Source organism: Bradyrhizobium sp. Tv2a-2, from assembly GCF_000472425.1.
In the GTDB taxonomy this organism is placed as follows: Bacteria; Pseudomonadota; Alphaproteobacteria; order Rhizobiales; family Xanthobacteraceae; genus Bradyrhizobium.
Window position 1 is genome coordinate 91,264 of the sequence record NZ_AXAI01000019.1, and the last position, 17,593, is coordinate 108,856.

Annotated in this window: 16 protein-coding genes; 3 read left to right on the forward strand and 13 right to left on the reverse strand. The window is 61.4% G+C overall.

Annotation, left to right across the window (positions count from 1 at the left end; genetic code table 11):
* Position 1 precedes the first annotated feature (1 nt).
* From A3AI_RS0131730 to A3AI_RS0131760, 7 genes are all read right to left on the reverse strand, one after another.
* A complete protein-coding gene (locus tag A3AI_RS0131730) occupies positions 2 to 1,675 on the reverse strand; it encodes a thiamine pyrophosphate-binding protein (RefSeq protein ID WP_024519435.1) in 1,674 nt (557 codons plus the stop codon).
* Positions 1,672 to 2,061, reverse strand: a complete 390-nt coding sequence (locus tag A3AI_RS0131735) for an aminotransferase class I/II-fold pyridoxal phosphate-dependent enzyme (protein WP_024519436.1) — start codon at positions 2,059 to 2,061, stop codon at positions 1,672 to 1,674. Before A3AI_RS0131735 ends, A3AI_RS0131730 begins: the two co-directional genes overlap by 4 nt.
* A 63-nt stretch (positions 2,062 to 2,124) precedes the next feature.
* A complete protein-coding gene (locus A3AI_RS0131740) occupies positions 2,125 to 3,006 on the reverse strand; it encodes a DUF2147 domain-containing protein (protein ID WP_024519437.1) in 882 nt (293 codons plus the stop codon).
* A gap of 184 nt (positions 3,007 to 3,190) precedes the next feature.
* Complete coding sequence (locus tag A3AI_RS0131745) at positions 3,191 to 3,970, reverse strand: transporter substrate-binding domain-containing protein (protein WP_024519438.1); 780 nt, start codon at positions 3,968 to 3,970, stop codon at positions 3,191 to 3,193.
* A gap of 95 nt (positions 3,971 to 4,065) precedes the next feature.
* Positions 4,066 to 4,461: a hypothetical protein gene (locus A3AI_RS0131750; RefSeq protein WP_024519439.1), complete on the reverse strand. Its 396-nt coding sequence runs from the start codon at positions 4,459 to 4,461 to the stop codon at positions 4,066 to 4,068.
* Between the two features lie 104 nt (positions 4,462 to 4,565).
* Positions 4,566 to 5,990 (reverse strand): amidase, encoded by a 1,425-nt coding sequence (locus A3AI_RS0131755; protein WP_024519440.1) that lies wholly within the window; start codon positions 5,988 to 5,990, stop codon positions 4,566 to 4,568.
* A gap of 66 nt (positions 5,991 to 6,056) precedes the next feature.
* The gene (locus tag A3AI_RS0131760; protein WP_024519441.1) at positions 6,057 to 7,046 is read right to left on the reverse strand and encodes a hydroxyacid dehydrogenase; all 990 of its coding nucleotides are present in this window, start codon (positions 7,044 to 7,046) and stop codon (positions 6,057 to 6,059) included.
* 1,271 nt (positions 7,047 to 8,317) lie between these two features.
* Here A3AI_RS0131760 and A3AI_RS0131765 point away from each other — a divergent pair.
* Positions 8,318 to 9,304, forward strand: a complete 987-nt coding sequence (locus A3AI_RS0131765; RefSeq protein ID WP_024519442.1) for an ABC transporter substrate-binding protein — start codon at positions 8,318 to 8,320, stop codon at positions 9,302 to 9,304.
* Positions 9,305 to 9,364: 60 nt separating this feature from the next.
* Here the strand turns inward: A3AI_RS0131765 and A3AI_RS0131770 are convergent, their stop codons facing one another.
* On the reverse strand, positions 9,365 to 10,186 hold the full coding sequence (locus tag A3AI_RS0131770) for a DUF2182 domain-containing protein (protein WP_024519443.1): 822 nt from the start codon (positions 10,184 to 10,186) through the stop codon (positions 9,365 to 9,367).
* 6 nt (positions 10,187 to 10,192) lie between these two features.
* Positions 10,193 to 10,828 carry a DUF1326 domain-containing protein gene (locus A3AI_RS0131775; RefSeq protein WP_024519444.1) on the reverse strand — a complete coding sequence of 212 codons (636 nt, stop codon included), beginning with the start codon at positions 10,826 to 10,828 and terminating at the stop codon, positions 10,193 to 10,195.
* 627 nt (positions 10,829 to 11,455) lie between these two features.
* On the opposite strand from A3AI_RS0131775, the gene A3AI_RS0131780 reads away from it, so the two are divergent.
* Positions 11,456 to 12,280, forward strand: coding sequence for an ABC transporter substrate-binding protein (locus A3AI_RS0131780; RefSeq protein WP_198030252.1), 825 nt, complete (start codon positions 11,456 to 11,458; stop codon positions 12,278 to 12,280).
* A 98-nt stretch (positions 12,281 to 12,378) separates the two neighbouring features.
* Positions 12,379 to 12,855, forward strand: coding sequence for a Crp/Fnr family transcriptional regulator (locus A3AI_RS43755; protein ID WP_084801092.1), 477 nt, complete (start codon positions 12,379 to 12,381; stop codon positions 12,853 to 12,855).
* A gap of 174 nt (positions 12,856 to 13,029) precedes the next feature.
* Here A3AI_RS43755 and A3AI_RS0131790 read toward each other — a convergent pair whose 3' ends face one another.
* The 4 genes from A3AI_RS0131790 to A3AI_RS0131805 all read right to left on the reverse strand — a co-directional run bounded on the left by A3AI_RS0131790 (position 13,030) and on the right by A3AI_RS0131805 (position 17,457).
* The gene (locus A3AI_RS0131790; protein WP_024519447.1) at positions 13,030 to 14,139 is read right to left on the reverse strand and encodes an ABC transporter ATP-binding protein; all 1,110 of its coding nucleotides are present in this window, start codon (positions 14,137 to 14,139) and stop codon (positions 13,030 to 13,032) included.
* A gap of 5 nt (positions 14,140 to 14,144) precedes the next feature.
* Positions 14,145 to 15,056, reverse strand: a complete 912-nt coding sequence (locus A3AI_RS0131795) for a carbohydrate ABC transporter permease (RefSeq protein ID WP_024519448.1) — start codon at positions 15,054 to 15,056, stop codon at positions 14,145 to 14,147.
* Positions 15,056 to 15,994 carry a carbohydrate ABC transporter permease gene (locus A3AI_RS0131800; RefSeq protein WP_024519449.1) on the reverse strand — a complete coding sequence of 313 codons (939 nt, stop codon included), beginning with the start codon at positions 15,992 to 15,994 and terminating at the stop codon, positions 15,056 to 15,058. Before A3AI_RS0131800 ends, A3AI_RS0131795 begins: the two co-directional genes overlap by 1 nt.
* Before the next feature lie 122 nt (positions 15,995 to 16,116).
* Positions 16,117 to 17,457, reverse strand: coding sequence for an ABC transporter substrate-binding protein (locus tag A3AI_RS0131805; protein WP_024519450.1), 1,341 nt, complete (start codon positions 17,455 to 17,457; stop codon positions 16,117 to 16,119).
* Positions 17,458 to 17,593 lie beyond the last annotated feature (136 nt).

Consider the following 17,593-nt stretch of genomic DNA (forward strand, 5'->3'; position numbering starts at 1 on the left):
GTCAGGCCTTTTCAGGCACAAAATCCTTGCCGACCGACATCGCGCGCGGATCGAGGAAGCAATGCAGGATCGCCGGCTTGCCGGAGGCGAGCGCGCGCTCGAACGCCGGCGCGAAATCCTCGGTGCGCTCGACCCGCTCCCCGTGGCCGCCAAAGGCCTTGGCATAGAGCGCGAAATCGGGATTCTTGAGCTGCGTTCCGACCACGCGACCCGGATAGTCGCGCTCCTGATGCATGCGAATGGTGCCGTATTGGCCGTTGTCGATGACAACAACGATGAGGGCTGCGCCATATTGCGCGGCCGTCGCGAACTCCTGGCCATTCATCAGGAAGCAGCCGTCGCCGGCGAAGGCAATGACAACGCGGTCCGGGTAATGGCGCTTCGCCATCACGGCGGCGGGGACGCCGTAGCCCATTGAGCCCGAGGTCGGCGCGAGCTGGGCGGCGAACGCATGAAAGCGGAGATGGCGATGCAGCCAGCCGGCGTAGTTGCCGGCGCCGTTGCAGACGATCGCATCCTTCGGCAGGCGGTCGCGCAGCCAAGTGACGACCTCGCCATATTGGAAGGTGCCCGGCAGCACGCGTGGCGTGCCGGTCCACTGCAGATAGTCTGCATGGGCTTTGGCCGCCTCGCCCTCCCAGGCGGGCGCGGCTTGTGGCCTCAACGCCGCGACGGCTTTGGCAAAGGCAACAGGGCTCGCCTGGATCGCAAGCGCCGGTTGATAGACCCGGCCGAGCTCCTCGGCACCGGGATGCACGTGAACCAGCTTCTGCGTCGGCGAGGGGATGTCGAGCAAGGTGTAGGAGGACGACGGCATTTCCGAGAGACGGCCGCCGATCAACACGATCAGATCAGCGCCGGTGATGCGCGCCTTCAGGCGCGGATCGGGGCCGATGCCGAGATCGCCGGCATAGTTCGGATGATCAGCGTCGAACAGCGAAGCACGGCGGAACGAGGTCGCAACCGGCAGGTCGAAGCGCTCGGCAAACTGCGCGATGCTGTTGCTGGAGGCCTCGTCCCAGCCGGAGCCGCCGAGGATGACGATTGGCGCCTTTGCACTCGCAAGCAGCGCGCCGAGGCGGTCGATGTCGGAGGGCGCGGGCCAGGTGATCGCGGGCTCGACGCGCGGTGCGTTACTGACGGCCGCCGTTTCGGTCAGCATATTCTCGGGCAGCGCGACCACTACAGGGCCGCGGCGGCCTTGCAGAGCGACACGGAAGGCGCGCGCGACCAGCTCCGGAATCCGCTCGGGCTTGTCGATCTCGACCACCCATTTCGCCATGCTGCCGAACACGGCCTTGTAGTCGAGCTCCTGGAAGGCCTCGCGCTCGCGCATGCCGGTGTCGACTTGGCCGATGAACAGGATCATCGGGGTGGAATCCTGCATGGCAATGTGGACGCCATGGCTGGCATTGGTGGCGCCGGGGCCGCGGGTGACGAAGCAGATGCCGGGTTTTCCGGTCAGCTTGCCATAGGCTTCCGCCATCATGGCAGCACCGCCTTCTGCGCGGCAGATCATGACGTCGATCGGGCTGCCATGCATGGCATCGAGCGCGGCGAGATAGCTCTCGCCGGGAACGCAGGTCACCCGCTCCACACCCTGCGCGACCAGCTGGTCGATCAGGATCTGGCCGCCGGTGCGCAGATTGCTTTTGGCTCCGTTCGATTGGCTCATGTCAGCTCCTTGCAGGCATTGGCGATGCGCTTGATGGCTTCGCTCAAGTCTTGTTCGGAAGCGGCGTAGGACAGGTGGAAAAATGGCGCAAGGCCGAAACAGCCGCCGGGGACTGCGGCTACATCATGCCGCTTCAGGAGATAGCGGCAGAACGTGCTGTCGCTGTCGATGGTCAGGCCGTCTCTGGTCCGGCGGCCGATCATGTCAGCGCAATCGGCATAAATGTAGAACGCGCCCTCGGGCCTTCGGCAGGCGATGCCCTCGATCGCGTTGAGTTCACCCCACGAGATCGCGTTCGCGCCGATGTCTCCACCCGTGTCGGCTTCATGAATGATGGCGCGATGGCCGATCTCGGCCCGCCCGACGACATTATCAGGAACCGGCAAAGCGAGCGGCTCAGATCATTCCTGAGCCGCTTCCATCAGCGTGGGGGATAGCGGGCCGCGCGTTCAATTCACCCGCGTCCAGGTCTGGCCGCCGCAGAACATGCCACCGAAGGCGCAGCCCTGCACGCGCAGCGTATCCGGGCCCTTCAGCGCGATGGTCGAGTCATAGGTGCTGCCGGTGTTGGGATCGAGGATCCGGCCGCTCCATTTCTGCTCCCGGCCCGGCTTCATGTTGATCAGCACCTGCTCGCCATTGAGGTTGGACTTTGAATCCACCGAATAGCCGCAGAGATTGGCGCCGCATTGCTCGATGCGAACCTTACCCTCCTTCTCCTCCGTGAGCCATACGCCGACTGGTGAGTTCGGATCGCGGACTGCCGGCGCAGGAGCAGGCGCTGCTGTCGCTGTCTGCTGGGGAGGAGCCGGAGGTGGCGCTGGTGGGGCGGGCGGTTGCGGCGCCGGCAGCACCACGACATTGGGAGCGGGCTGGGCCTGAGGCGTCGTGGCGGCATCCTGCTGCGCGGCTGGCGCAGGCGCCGGCGGGGCGGGAGGAGGCGCCAACGTCGCCGTGTCAGCGGGAGCATTGTTGGCCGTCGTCGCGGTCGGTAGTTGCGCTGGCGCAACGGGTGCTCCCGGCGCCTGCACGGCCGGGACTGCCGCCTGTGGGGCGGGCGTCGTCGGAGCCTCAGCCGGCGCGGGCGCTGCTGGCGCTTGCGGCTCGACCTTGGCCTCCTGCGGCGCGTGCGGCTGCCTGTGGCTTGAGTCCTGATCGGTGTTGCGCGTGCGTTTCGATTTGCGGCCGGTATTGTCGTAGATCCCCGGGATCGAGACCGTGCCGCGATCCGGATCGATATGGATGGTGTGGCCGCCATACTGGAAAGAGTACTGGGCCTGCGCAGCACTGCTTGCCAACAGGAATGCGGTAAGAGCCAACAGCCTCTTCATCGTGACCTCCTGAGCAGCTTAATTTCGGCACGACCCTATGTAGGGGCTCGCTTCCGAAACGTGATCTAGATCACTTTCACGACATAAGTCGTGGGCTAGTCGCTTTGGTTCAATGCTTCCGCCGTATCCAGTCTAATTTGACCGCCCAGCCGGTCAATTGTCTCATCTGTCCGCGGTTCCAGTCTCATTCGAACCAGGCGGCATAGATCTTCCGGTAGCTGCCATCCTCCATCGATATGTGCAGCCACTGATCGACAAAATCCTTCAAGGCCTCGTCGCGCTGCAGCCAGTAAGCCTTCTCGGCAAAGTCGAATGGATGATCGGGATGCACCGCGCAGAGCACGCCGGGATGCAGCTTTTGCTGGTAGCGCGTCTCGGATGCGTCCGTCATCATCAGGTCGGCATCGCCTTTGGCGATCTGATCGAAGATGGTGACATTGTCGCTATACACTTTGATCTCGGCGTTCTTCAAATGCGCGCGCGCAAAGCGCTCATTGGTGCCGCCGGGATTGACGATCACGTGAACGCCCGGCTGGTCGATCTTGTCCAGCGTCTCGAACTTCGTCGCATCGCCGCAGCGCGCGATCGGTGTCTTGCCTTCGCGCATGATCGGCGTTGAGAACAAGCCTTTCTTCTGCCGGTCGAGCGTGATGGAGACGCCACCCATCGCGATGTCGAAATTGTCGGCCTCGAAATCTTTCGTCAGTTGCGGCCAGGCGGTTTTGACAAATTCGACCTTGACGCCGAGCGCCTTGCCCAAGGCTTCGGCCATATCGACGTCAAAGCCCTTGAACTTGCTGGTTGCGCCGTCGAACAGGCTGAAAGGGGCGTAGTCGCCGGTCATGCCGACGCGCAGCGCGCCGCGTTTCATGATCTCGTCGAGGCGGGAGGTCTGCTGCTGCGCTTGCGCAGCGTTTGCCGTGAGGAGAAGGGCGGCGGCGAGGCAAGTCAGGATACGAAGCATCGGGCTCTCTAGCGAAAATGCCGGTGACTGCAACCGGCATAGAGCAGTCGCCGGCATTCGCAAACGCGTCCTTCGTAGCAGATGCGCCGCTTGACTTATTCCTCGTCGCTGTGCGGCGCGACAGTGGCCGAGCCGCGGCCAATCATTTCGCGGCGGATCTGCTCAAAGCGATGATGCGCATCGCTCTCGCGCTCGTCGACCAGCTTCACCGCGGCTTCCGCGCTCATCGGCCCTCCGACCGTTATCGAAACAGAGCTTTCGCCGATGGTCTCATCGACGAAATAGGCGTCGTGCTCGTCGCGACGGACACTCCATTTGAAGCGGATGGCTGCCATCGGGCCCGGGCCAACCTTGGTGTAGCCATCGGCTTCGACGGGCGCGATCGGCGGCGAGCCCGTCGTTGGCGCTTCGTGGACAAGGTGGCCTTGCGGCTGCTCAAGTATGTTTGCGATGGTCGCAAGCGCCTCGTCGGTCGGATCGCTTTGGGTCAATGTCCATCCTCCGAAAAATTGCGGACGTCCGGCCCCAATTCTTCGCTTGAAATTCCCTTGGCGGCGTCCCGATTTCGGAAGCTTGATTCCGAATAAGGCCGAGTTTAGGCGCAAATCCGCGGCAGTTTCGCCCGCCACGGCCGCTCCTGCTCGAGCTGGGCCGCGAGCTGCAACAATGTCGCCTCATCGCCAAAGCGGCCTGTGAACATCATGCCGAGCGGCAGGCCTGCGCTATTCCAGGCGAGTGGCACCGACATCGCCGGCTGGCCGGACATGTTGAACATTGCCGTTCCCGGAATATAGCGCCGCAGCGTTGGCCCAATATGGGACAGGTCCGACGCCATCGAATTGAGCTCGCCGAGACGCAGGGGCGGAGCACAGAGCGTCGGGCTCAGGAAGACGTCGTAGGCGGCCATGAACTCGGCCAGCCTGCGCGAGATCTGGAATGCCGCAAGCTCGGCCGCGACATAATCCGTCGCACTTGTCTGTTTCGCATTGTGGGCCATCGCGATGGTCAGGATTTCGAAATCCTCGACCGTCATTTCGCGACCGAAGCGCTGCTCCGCGAGCCGAACATTCAGCGCGGTATTGGCGCCGACGATGGTGGTCATGACCGCCGCAGGATCGGTCGGGAGCACGGGCGCGCGTTCCTCGACATGATGCCCGAGCTTTTCCAGGAGCGATGCAACGTCGCGCACGGCGGCGGCGATCTCGGGATCAATCGCCTCGCCGAAGGGCGATGCCGCGGTAAAGGCAATGCGCAGCCGCCCGGGTGCTTGCTTGACCTCTTCCGCGAACGGCCGCGCAGGCGGCGGAGCCTGGTAGGGGCTGGTCAGTTCGGGTCCTGAAATCGCGTCCAGCATCACCGCACTGTCGCGCACGCTGATGCTCACGACATGGCCGCAGGAGAAGCCGCCCCAGCCCTGGCCGCGATCGGGACCGAGCGGATTGCGTGCCCGCGTCGGCTTCAGGCCGAACAGGCCGCAGGCGGAGGCGGGGATACGGATCGAGCCGCCGCCATCGCTGGCATGAGCAACCGGGAGGATGCGCGCCGCGACCGCTGCCGCCGCGCCGCCGGACGAGCCGCCGGAGGAATGGGCCGGATTCCAGGGATTGCGGGTTGGGCCATGCAGTCGTGGCTCCGTGGTCGGCATCAGGCCGAACTCCGGGCTCGAGCTCTTGCCGAAGATCGCAAGCCCCGCGTTGAGAAAGCGCTGCGCCAGCGTGCCGGAATGATTGGCGACCTCGTTCTTGTAGAGGCTCGCGCCGAATGTCGTCCGGGTGCCCTCGAGCAGGTCGAGATCCTTCAGAAGAAACGGCACGCCGGTGAACGGGCCCTCGGGCAATCCCTTCTCGATCTGCTGTTTCGCATAGTCGTAGTGTTTGACCACGACGGCGTTGATCTCCGGGTTGACCTTCTCGGTCCGGGCGATTGCCTCGTCCAGAAGCTCCTGTGCGGTCACATCCTTCTTGCGCACGAGCGCGGCCAGACCGACCGCATCGTAATTTCCGTATTCCTTGAAAGCCATTCTTCAACTCATTGAGCAAATAGATGAAATCGGCGGACGCTTCGTCCGAAGCGCCCGCCAACGGGTTCAGCCGAGTACATCCTGATTGATGACGTTCTGCCTGATCGGATCGCCGTCCAGCGCACTCAGGATATTGCGCGCGGTCTGCTCGCTCATGCGGTCGACGGCTTCGCGTGTGACGCCGGCGACATGCGGGGCGGTGATCACATTGGGCAGGCTGAACAGCGGATTGTCGACCTGCGGTGGCTCCTGCGCGAACACGTCAAGGCCCGCGCCAGCGAGCTTGCCTGAGGCCAGCACGTCGTAAAGCGCCTTCTCGTCGACAATGCCGCCGCGCGCGGTGTTGATCAGGTAGGATCCGGGCTTCATCAGCTTCAGCCGCGCGGCGTCGAACAGGCCGACGGTTTCCGGCGTCTTCGGACAATGGACGCTGACGAAATCGGCGCGCGGCAGCTCGGCGTTGAGATCGCCGACCGGCTCGCAGCCGGCCGCCTTGATGTCAGCCGCGGGTTTGTAGGGATCGTAGACCAAGACCTGCATGTCCATCGCCTGGCAACGCTTGGCGGTGCGCGTGCCGATGCGGCCGAAGCCCACGATCAGCAAGGTCTTGCCGAAGAGATCATAGGGCAGTTTGCCGAGCCGCTCGGGCCAGGTGCCGGTCTTGACCATGGTGTCCATCTCGGCTGCGCGCTTGGCGAGCGTCAGCATCATGAACAGCGCGCATTCGGCAACCGAAGGCGAATTGGCCGTGCCCGCGACCATCAGCGGGACCCTGCGGCGGCTCAGCGCGGGAACGTCGACCGCGTCGAAGCCGACGCCAATGCGGGTCACGACCCGCATGTCGCCGGAGGCTTCCAACTCGACCTCGCCGAACCTTGTTGCACCCAGCGCGACGCCATGAACCGGCGCCTGCGCGCGCAGCATGGCCTGGAAGTCCTCGGCCGAGATCATGTTGGGAAATTCGATGAGGTCGATATCGTCGCGCGCATTGAGGAGCGCTCGTCCCGGTGCTGATAGAGATTCCGTGACGAGGATTTTCTTTTTGTTTGCTGCCATTTCCTGCCCTTGTTGAGAGGGGGTACTTCCCGTACCGCCCCGATACCCGAGGCTAGCGCGGCCAAGGGCGGACGGCAACGGAGGATGAGGTATGCGTTGTCCTCACGCTATTGCTGCGGCTGCGATCGTTGGCCGCCGCTCCCGGTCTCCGCGCTAACCATTTCTCAGCGGTGCCTACCCGAGGCTCGCTGAGCGTGCCGAAGCGGCGTCGCTCAACCGCCCTAAAATTCTCCTTCCGGCGCCATCTTTTCGAACCCTGCCACATGGCAGAGGTTTGTTGGTCGATGGTTGTAAGTGGGGTGGGGCGTTGACTGATCTTCAAAGCAAGGCGGAGAGCTATGAGAACAAAGCCGCCAAATGCAAAGAGTGTGCTGACCGAGCACAAGGAGCGCAGCGAGAGTTCTACGATATTCTCGCCTTTTACTATGGCGACCTTGCATTGGCCTTTCGGCAGGCCCTAGCACGGCGAGCGGCAGGTTGATCACGATGGGAGCCCGGCCCGGAGCAGTTAGACTTGAATTTAGCCGAAGTGAACCGCTTCGCGCGTAGCGGGCTGCCGCCTCAGCTAGGCGCCATGTCTGACCGGCGGGAGCGGAATTTAATTCGCATAGCGCTCACATTCGGACGCGTCCGTAGAAATACGTATCCCTGAAATCACCTTCCCATGGCCATCTTTTTGCACTCGCTTACATCCAATTTCCGCGTCGCTCTGTCAGGTATTGCGTAGCGTTGAGTATTCAGGGCTTCGCTTAATCCCTTTAAGGGGGACCGCGCTAGAAGGCCCAGCAGCCCGCCGCTGCTGGGCTTTCTTTGCGTGAAATGAGAACGAGGCCCGGCGTGCCTAGGAGGCCGGGCCCCGGAGCGACGATAGTCGTCTGAAACGACCGAGCGCTCGGCCCGAGCCGTTAGCGCGTCTCGTGAGCGAAGGCCAATCAAAAACCCCGCCCGGGAGATCACTGGGTCGGCACTTTATGACATTCGTCGGGCTCCCTTGGGTGGCGCATGCGATAATCGCGCGCGCTCCCGCAAAAATGCGACATATCCGCCGTGAGCAGCGAACGTCTCCTGGACAAGCGGACATCCGCCCCAAGGCCCATCACCACTCCTCATCCGGATGCACCCGTGAACCGTCAGCGTTTTTAGGGTCGGCCTGCTCTGAGAGTGCCGGCCGGCACAGCCTCGGTTTGAGCCGAAAAGTGTATTGTGGGCGCTTGACGTACCGTTCTATTGTCGAGCGCCGCAGGATTGTCTGATGAAGGTAAGGTGAAGTGATGGACCGACGGCGTTTCTTTGCGCTTCTCGGTGTCCCGCTCTTGTTACCGCTCAAAAGCGTGGCGCAGCAGGTCGCGTCTATCAGACGCGTCGGTATTCTGCTTCCCGCGAAAATAGAGGATGCGGAATATCCCACGCTAATAAAGGCATTTATCGACGGAATGCGGCAAGCCGGTTGGACCGAGGGAGTCAATCTTCGGCTTGATATCCGGTGGTCGGGTGGCAGCGTCGATGGGATCGCGAAGAATGCCGCCGAGTTAGCGGCCCTCGCGCCGGAGGTCATTGTAACAGCGGGCGCAACCGCCACCGGGCCACTACTGCAATTAACCCGCAACATTCCCGTCGTTTTCACAATTGTACCGGACCCGGTCGGTGCCGGATTCATTGATAGCTTAGCCAGGCCTGGAGGCAATGCTACCGGCGTTGCCAGCTTCGAGTACACCATAGGCGGCAAATGGGTCGACCTCCTGAAGGAAGTGTTACCGCACTTAAAGCGAGTGGCAGTGCTTCGCGATCCGCAGACCACAGCGGGAATAGGCCAATTCCAGGCGGTTCAGTCGGCTACAACGTCCGCCGGGTTGGAAATACGTCCTGTGAACATGCATGATGCAACCGCTATTGAGCGCGAAACATCGGCGTTTGCGACTTCGGGCGGCGGAGGTCTCATTGTGACCTCAAGTGGCCTGTCCGTGATGCATCGCGATCTAATCGTTTCATTGGCCGAACGATTTAGATTGCCCGCAGTTTATTACGCTGCTGCCTTCGCTCGCGCGGGTGGGTTGATTGCCTATGGTTCGGACCGAAAGGCCGAGTTCCGACGTGCTGCCAGCTACGTTGACAGGATACTCAAAGGCACGAGGCCGGAAGAGATTCCTACCGAGACGCCGACCAAATATGAACTCGTAGTGAACACCAAGGCCGCCAAGATGATCGGCCTGAATATCCCAACATCGATGCTCGCGCGCGCCGATGAAGTGATCGAATAGGGCGTGAGGTTAGCTTTTGGACCCAAGGCGGACGCTGTGTGCGGTCTCATTGCTGCTACGCTAACGCAAGGACGATGCGATCAGCCAAACCCCGACGGCCAAGAACAGCGTCCCGGTGGAGCGTGAGATGAGCCGTCGAACCAGGACCACTTTCTCTGCCAGTACAAAAATACTGATGAGAGCAATCCAAAAAACATTCATTACACCGCCGACAAACAATAGCGCCATTAACACCCAGCAACAGCCCACACAATAAACGCCGTGGCGCGCGCCGAGCGCAAGCGAGCCGATCGCATCTGCGCGGAAGCCGCCATGCCGCTGAATGAATTGCAGCGGAAACTGGCATTCTCTCAGGCAGACATCCTTGAGGGGGGTCCATTGATACAGCCCCGCAGCGATCAAGATCAGCCCTCCAAAGGTACTGCTTGCACTTGCCATTGAGGGCGTGAGTAAGCCCATCCGCTCGATCGCCCACTGGCCGAGCGTCGCGATCAAAGAGAAAGCGGTCCATGCCAGCAGGTATCCCCCCGCAAGGAACGCGCTCGCCGCAAAAGGTTGCTGCTGCGCCGCGGCCTGGCGGCCGACTCGCACATAGAGCAGAACGAGCGGGCTGACCGATGGCGTCATCATGCCGACCATCATGACGGCCCACATGGCGAAGACAAACGCGAACTCGATGGCATGCCAGGGCGCGTCCACGGGCATCATTAGCCCGCTGCCCGCGGGGATCATCCGAAATCCCGTCATATCCATGCCGCCCATTTCCATATCGTCCGCAAGCCAGACGATATATGCCCAGGCAAGCAGGATAAGGATCACAAGACATGCCGCCACGAGGGCTCGATCACGTTTGAGGACGGCCGCCAGTGCCGCGTCGTTCATGACATCTCAGCGCACGATTCCGTCCTGGCACAGATGGATTTCCGCAAATTGCGCGTAAGAATCGGCAAGCTCAAACTGGATGGGGTTTGACACCTTGGTCCAACCGCGTCCGATCTCCGCAAGCGTGTACTCGAACCCGTCTACGATGTCGATGCGCGCGCGGTGCTCGGCTTTTGTCACTGGATTGAGGATCGGCTCGCCGCGTCCTTCGGTAACGCCCTTCACCACCACGCGGCCGCGCCGAGCCGCCACGTTGGACTCAAAATCGATCGGCGCAAAGATCGGCGGATGCATCTTCTCGAAGGTCGAAGCAAAGACGTTGAAGATCGTGGCACCTGGCTTGGTGTCCTGTCCGCTGAGGATGCGAAGCATGGCGTCGCGCTGTGCTTCAGTGGCTCGCTCGTCGATGACGACGGCCGCTTCGCCCTTGCCTTCGTGAATCGGGCCGGGCCAGCGGAAAATTCCAACAAACTTCAGACCATCGAGATTCGTCGAGCCGTGGTAACCCTTCTCGATCTGCATGCCTGCCACTGCCTGGCAATGGCCATAGGTCGGCGTGCCGTCAAACTGGCATGGACAACCGTACGAGCAATTGCAATTGACGAATTCGCGACCATGGATCGTCCAGTTGGTATCCACCATATCGGTCTCCGTGAAGAAAATGAGTTTTAGTAAAGTTCTCAATCTATCAGACCGGGGACGATAGCCCAAGGCCGCTCCCAATGAATGTAGCAGGTCGACCTCGGTGTCGTTCACTGGCGGTTCTGAGACGACATCGAAAGTGACGATAAAATGTCAGGCGTCCTTTCCTATCGACCGGCTGCTGGACAGATTGCGCTTCGGCTTTACGCTCGCAGGCTGCGCGACTACTTTGACAAGTCGAGGCCGATTAGAATGGGGTGTTCACCGAAATCGACCGTGCCGCTGCAGCATCAGGAATGGGCTCGCGTCGAAGCTCCCTTGATAGTGCGTGAGCCGCTGTCCGGTTCGCTTCTTGCGGGCGTCGTCCACACATGACCCAACTGCGACATTGACCGTGATTCTTCCGACACCTTCCAACAATTGCACCTCATCGCTACGATCAACGATCCGCAAGCGTGAGGTTCGAGTATGAGGCGCCGAGACGTTTTTGTATGGATCGGAAGCGCGATCGCGTGGCCCATCACCGCGCCAGGAGCTTGGAGCGCCGGCTCGCCAGTCAAGATTGGCTGGCTCAAGATTCAAGGCCCCCACCACACCCCGGATCAACTGAAAGCGTTCCGCGAAGGGATGGGTGCGCTCGGCCAGATCGAGGGGCGCGATTACCTTTTGATCGAGCGCTACGGCGAAGACAACGAGGCGCGATTGCCGGATCTCGCGGCGGAGCTTATCGGCCTCAATGTCCGGTTCATTTTGGCAACCAGTCAACCCTCGGTCGTGGCGGCCGCGCGCGTGACCAGGACGGTGCCGATCATTGGACGCCTTAACGACGATCCGGTCGAGAACGGCATGGCCAAGTCGCTGGCCCGACCGGCTGGCAACATATCCGGTGTCTACAGTCTCGCCGAGGAATTGACCCCGAAGCGGTTGTCTCTGCTCAAGCAGGTCGTGCCATCGGCGCTTCGCGTCGGGGTGCTGTTGCGCGACGATTGGCCGAGTGCGAAGCGTGCCTGGCAGACCGAGGAGGCGGCAGCCACGCAACTAGGACTTGAACTTGTCGCCTTGAATGTCCGCTCAGCCGGCGATCTTGCTGCAGCCCTCAGTGAGGCAGGCGCGAACCATCTCGACGGCATCATCACTTTCCGCAATCCGACGGTCGTGACCAATCTTAAACTGATCGCTGAGCAATGCCGTAAGCTCGGGCTACCCGCCGTATTCGACGCCCGCGAATATGTGGATGCCGGTGGCCTGATGTCTTACGGGCCTAACATCGACGCAATTTATCGCCAACTCGCGCGCTTTGCGGTCAAGCTGCTCAACGGCACATCGGTGGGCGAGATACCGATTGAGGAGCCGACCAAATTCGAATTGGTCATCAACCGCCGTACCGCCGATGCGATTGGAATTCGGCTGTCGCCGGACATTCTGATGAGCGCAGATCAGGTGATCGAATAGTTCCGTGCATGCTGCCTTTTGGCCCACAAGCGACGGTCCCGGAATGTCTGCTCTCGGGCTGCTCTTGGGGGCTAACTGACGTGAACCCCGAGCGGTTCATGAGCACAGATAGGGCCAAGGGGCGGCTAAAGGAGCCGCAAACCGGATACCGCAACGTTCACAATGCTGCTAGCATTCACCACTTTGAGGTTTGGGAGTTGGCAATGGCGGCCAATGCAAGCTTTAGCATCTTGACTGGCAACGATATCGAGACGCGCAGAGTAAGAGCCGGTGGTGTCATTTTCCGCGAAGGAGAGGATGCCGACGAGCTTTTCGTTATCAAGAGCGGTTTCGTGCGAATTCAAATCGGCAATAGAGTTGTGGCCGACCTTACGGCCGACACGATTTTTGGTGAAATGGCGCTGATTGACGATGAGCCACGGAGCGCGACCGCCTTGGCGATCACCGACGTTGAACTCGTTCCTGTCTCGGAAAAGCAGTTTCTTTTTCTGGTAAGCCAAACCCCCTATTTTGCCCTCAAAGTCATGAGGGTCCTCGCACAACGGCTGAGGGTGACAAACAAAACACTTGGTTGATCCCTTTCCAGTGGAAAGGTCGACTCGTCAGACACGAACGCGACGGCTGAACTGAAGCGCGATGAGATTTGGTTGAATCGTCATCGCGCTTTGGGTCTTCGATTGAGCATGATCTTTTCGGAAAAACCGCTAACACTTTTCCGGATCATGCTTTAGCACCGCGATCAGAGATCGCTACGGCCGTCCCAGGACGACCCCGCTCGTTTCGTTTAGCAGGTGCACGTTGTTGAGGTCCACCGCCAACCGCATCGCGGCACCCACGCGTGCTGCGGCATTGGGATTGACGCGCCCGCAAAGCTGCGCGCCTTCAAGCGTGAAGTAGACCAGGGTCTCCATGCCCATCGGCTCGGTGACATCGAGCACCGCGTCGAACGGCTCGACGCCCGGCTCGGCGTGCGGCCGTGCCTCGGTGATGTGCTCGGGCCGGATGCCCATCACCAGCGGCTCGTTGCGTGGGATATTCTTGTAGCGAGCGGCACGCAGCGGCGGCACGGGGAAGGCGAGGCGGTCGGTAAGGCGGACGTTGAGCTTGTCGCCGGCCTCTTCGAGGCGGCACGGCAGGAAATTCATCGCGGGCGAGCCGATGAAGCCGGCCACGAACCGTGTCGCCGGGTTGTGATAGAGCTCGTTCGGTGCGCCGATCTGCTCGATCCGGCCCTTGTTCATGACCACCACGCGATCGGCAAGCGTCATCGCCTCGACCTGGTCGTGCGTCACATAAACCGTCGTCGTGCGCACCTTCTGGTGCACCTTCTTGATCTCGATCCGCATCTGCACGCGGAGCTTGGCATCGAGATTGGAGAGCGGCTCGTCGAACAGGAACACCTTCGGATTGCGGACGATGGCCCGGCCCATAGCGACGCGCTGGCGCTGGCCGCCGGAGAGTTGCTTCGGCTTGCGGTCGATCAGATCGGTGATGTCGAGAAGCCGCGCCGCTTCGGTCACCCGCGACTTGATCTCGGCCTTGGGGTAATGCTTCAGCCGCAGACCGAACGACATGTTCTCCGCGACCGTCATATGCGGGTAGAGCGCATAATTCTGGAACACCATGGCGATGTCGCGGTCTTTCGGCGGCACGTCGTTGACGACGTCGCCACCGATCGAGATGTCACCGTCGGTGATGTCCTCCAATCCTGCGATCATCCGCAAGGTGGTGGACTTGCCGCAACCCGATGGCCCGACCAGCACGATGAACTCGTGGTCCGCAATGTCGAGATCGATGCCGCGCACGGCTTCGACATCGTCGTAACGTTTCACGACCTTACGCAAGTTCACTTCGGCCATCGGCTTCAACCCTTCGTCGCACCGGCGGTCAGGCCGGCAATGTAGTAGTCCATCAGGAAGGCGTAGATGATGAGAGGCGGCGCGGCGCCCAGCAAGGCGCCGGTCATGATCTGTCCCCAATTGAAGACGTCGCCCTTGATCAGCGTCGTGATGATGCCGACCGGCATGACGAGCTGGTCGGTCGAGGTCGTGAACACCAGCGGATAGAGGAATTGCGCCCAGGAGACGGTGAAGGCAAAGATGGTGGCTGCGATCAACCCCGGAAGCGCAACCGGGATGAAGACGCGGGTCAGTGTCTGAAACCACGACGCGCCATCGATGATGGCGGCTTCATCCAGCTCCTTCGGGATCGAGGCGAAATAGCCGATCATGATCCAGGTGGCGAACGGCACGGTCAGGGTCGGATAGATGAACAAGAGCACATACCAGCGGTTGATGAGCTGGATGCCGGTCCAGTCGCCGACCAGCGCGAACATCTTGAACAGCGGAATGAACAGCAGGCTGTCGGGAATGAGGTACGTCAGGAACACGCCCGTCGCGAGCGTCGCCGAGCCCCAGAACTTCATCCGCGCCAGCGCGAACGCCGCCGGCACGCTGATCAGCATGGTGATGGCGACCACGACGACCGAGATGATCGCCGAATTCCAGAAGAAGCGCAGGAACTGGTTCGACGTCAGCAGCTCGATGTAGTTCGACAAGGTGGGATGGTAGACCCACCAGGGATTGGTCGCCGCTGAAATCTCCGCGCTGCTCTTGAGCGAGGTGATCAGCATGTAGATCGGCGGCAGCAGCGAGAAGATCGCAAACAGCGTGAGGAAGAAATAGGACCAGCGCAGCGCCCAGACCCGGTCGCGGCTCATGCTGCCATACTTGACCTTGCGCCGGGGGCCGGACTTGTCGATCGTGAGTGTGCTCATCAGGCTTCGTTCCCGCGTTTGGAGACATCACGCAGGATGAAGAAAGCGGCGACCGCAAGGATCGGCGCCATGAACAGCGAGACGCTGGCGCCGAGCGGAATGTCGCTGCCCTCGATGCCGATCTTGAAGGCCCAGGTCGCGAACAGATGCGTGCGATCCAGCGGGCCGCCGGCGGTCAGGATGCGCGTGATGTCGAAATTGGCGAAGGTCACGATCAGCGAGAACAGCGTGGTGATGGCGATGATGTTGCGCATCATCGGCAGCGTCACGTACCAGATGCGCTGCCACCAGTTGGCGCCGTCGATGGCTGCGGCCTCGTAGAGCTGGTCGGGGACCGATTTCAGCGCAGCGAGATACATGATCATGAAGAACGGCGCGCCGAACCAGACATTGACCAGAATGACGGAGAAGCGGGCCCAGCCGGCCTCACCCAGCCATGAGATTGGTCCGATGCCGAAAGCGCCGAGCGTATAGTTGAAGGCGCTGTAGGACGGATCGAACAGCCACAGCCAGGCCAGCGTGCTCATGGCCGGCGGGATCACCCAGGGCACCAGCAGCATGCCGCGCCATTTGCGCTGTTTCCTGGAGGGGATGTTGTGGGCGAAATGCGCGACAATGAAGCCGATCAGCGCTTTGAAGATCACCGCCGTGATGGCGAAGATGCAGGACTGCTCCACCACCATCCAGAAGGTGTCGCGCTTGAACAGGAACTGGAAATTGCCGAAGCCGACGAACTTGGTCATCGCCTTGTTCAGCGTCGCCAGATGGATGGCGTAGAAGGCCGGATATATCACGAGGATCGCGATGAGCAGGATCAGCGGCAGCGTCATCAGGAACGCAGCCGTCGACTTCCGCTTGAGCGCATTGCGCAGGGTGATGCGCTTGCCCGCACGCCGAACGCCCTGAACGCGGTTCTGTTGAAATGCGACATCGACCATGATGCATCTTCCCCTGCAGGATCATTCACCGCGGAGCCGACGTTCCGAACGATCGGCTCGAGAGGAAGGCTTGCGCCGGGCCGACCACGTTTGGCGGGCGGCCGCGGCGAAAGCCGTTGGCTTTAGCTTCGCATGAAGCCTTCGCACTCGCCCTCGGCCCAGGCGAGGGTCTTCTCCATGGCTTCGCCCTGGGCAAAGCGCAGGCACATCTTGGTCAGCGTGGCCTGGGCATAGATCTGCTGCGCGATCTTGGGTGGTGCGGGTGAAGCCGCGATCGACAGCGTCTGGTGCTTATAGGGGTTGGGATAATGGAAGAGCGTGCCTTTCGGCGGCTCTGCCTCGGCCCAGGCCTTCAAGGTGGTCAGCTTCTCGAAGGCGGGCAGATCATAGCCGCCGCTGGCATTGACCAGCCGCTCGATCGAGTCTGGCTGCGATAGATGCGTGAGCAGGCTCTTTGCCGCTTCCTTGTTCTTGGAGAAGCTCCACAGGGTCAGGAAGTAGGGCAGGAACGGCGCAAAGCGGCCCTTGGGTCCCGACGGGAAGCCGTGGGTCCAGCACTGCGCCGCAATCTCCGGCGCGTCGCGCTTGGCGACGGCCCAGGCGCTCGGCGGGTTCATGATCATGGCGCCCTTGCCGGCGATCAGCCACTTGTTGTTCGAGGCGTCGTCCCAGGCCGCGACATCAGGCGGCAGAAGCGGGATCAGCTTCTTGTAGAATTCGAGCGCCTGCCGGACATTGTCGGTCTTCACGGTCAGGTCGCCCTTGGCATTGACGAGTTCGGCACCGAAGGACTGGAAGATGGCGCCGGCGGTATCGACGGAGTCGGAGGTTTCACCGAGCCCGATACCGAAGGGATAGCCGCCCTTCTGGCAGGCTTCCGCCGCTTTTAGGAAGGTTTCCATGGTCCAGTTGTCGGCCTTGGGCGGGCTGCCTGCCGGATACATCTCCTGTACATCGATGTTTGCATATTTCTTCATCAGGTCGATGCGGGAGCAGGGGCCCTTGATCTGGCTGCCGAGGCAGGTCGGAACACCGAGCCACTTGCCGTCGAGCTGGCCGAGATATTGGACCGTGCCATTGACGGCCCCGTTCTGTTTGATCAGCGGTTCCATCACATCATTGACGGGCTCGACCAGTTCGGAATTGGCATGCGGCCACCAGGTCGGCATTGACAGGATGTCATGGCCGGACTTGGCCTGGGCCTCGGCTGCGATGGTCACCAGGTTCTTGTTGCCCTGGCTCGTGATGTAGTCGATGGAAACCTCGACCTTCTCTTTGGCTGCCCATTCATTGACGAGGTCGGTTGAAGTCTTGTTGGCGCCTGGAACCCAGTGGTCCCAGAAGCCGATAGAGACCTTGCCGGCCGCGTGCGCGGAGCGCACGTAAGGCGCGCTGACGAGTGCGGCGGAAGCAATGGCGCTGCTGGCGACGAATTGGCGGCGACTGATCCTCTTCCCAGACATAGCGTTCCTCCCTCGGGTGAGCCAATCGGATCCGAATGCGAAATCGCGTTTTTATTTTTGCTTCGCGGCCCGAATAGGCTTCGCGGAGATTTCATTACTGGCGATCAGAGCAGAATTGACGGCATCTGTCGAGAAA

Bases quoted from the DNA above. Each gene is read 5' to 3' on its own strand.
- A3AI_RS0131730 (WP_024519435.1), bottom strand. From the start codon at position 1,675: ATGAGCCAATCGAACGGAGCCAAAAGCAATCTGCGCACCGGCGGCCAG.
- A3AI_RS0131740 (WP_024519437.1), bottom strand. From the start codon at position 3,006: ATGAAGAGGCTGTTGGCTCTTACCGCATTCCTGTTGGCAAGCAGTGCT.
- A3AI_RS0131745 (WP_024519438.1), bottom strand. From the start codon at position 3,970: ATGCTTCGTATCCTGACTTGCCTCGCCGCCGCCCTTCTCCTCACGGCA.
- A3AI_RS0131755 (WP_024519440.1), bottom strand. From the start codon at position 5,990: ATGGCTTTCAAGGAATACGGAAATTACGATGCGGTCGGTCTGGCCGCG.
- A3AI_RS0131760 (WP_024519441.1), bottom strand. From the start codon at position 7,046: ATGGCAGCAAACAAAAAGAAAATCCTCGTCACGGAATCTCTATCAGCA.
- A3AI_RS0131765 (WP_024519442.1), top strand. From the start codon at position 8,318: ATGGACCGACGGCGTTTCTTTGCGCTTCTCGGTGTCCCGCTCTTGTTA.
- A3AI_RS0131770 (WP_024519443.1), bottom strand. From the start codon at position 10,186: ATGAACGACGCGGCACTGGCGGCCGTCCTCAAACGTGATCGAGCCCTC.
- A3AI_RS0131775 (WP_024519444.1), bottom strand. From the start codon at position 10,828: ATGGTGGATACCAACTGGACGATCCATGGTCGCGAATTCGTCAATTGC.
- A3AI_RS0131780 (WP_198030252.1), top strand. From the start codon at position 11,456: ATGGGTGCGCTCGGCCAGATCGAGGGGCGCGATTACCTTTTGATCGAG.
- A3AI_RS43755 (WP_084801092.1), top strand. From the start codon at position 12,379: ATGAGCACAGATAGGGCCAAGGGGCGGCTAAAGGAGCCGCAAACCGGA.
- A3AI_RS0131790 (WP_024519447.1), bottom strand. From the start codon at position 14,139: ATGGCCGAAGTGAACTTGCGTAAGGTCGTGAAACGTTACGACGATGTC.
- A3AI_RS0131795 (WP_024519448.1), bottom strand. From the start codon at position 15,056: ATGAGCACACTCACGATCGACAAGTCCGGCCCCCGGCGCAAGGTCAAG.
- A3AI_RS0131800 (WP_024519449.1), bottom strand. From the start codon at position 15,994: ATGGTCGATGTCGCATTTCAACAGAACCGCGTTCAGGGCGTTCGGCGT.
- A3AI_RS0131805 (WP_024519450.1), bottom strand. From the start codon at position 17,457: ATGTCTGGGAAGAGGATCAGTCGCCGCCAATTCGTCGCCAGCAGCGCC.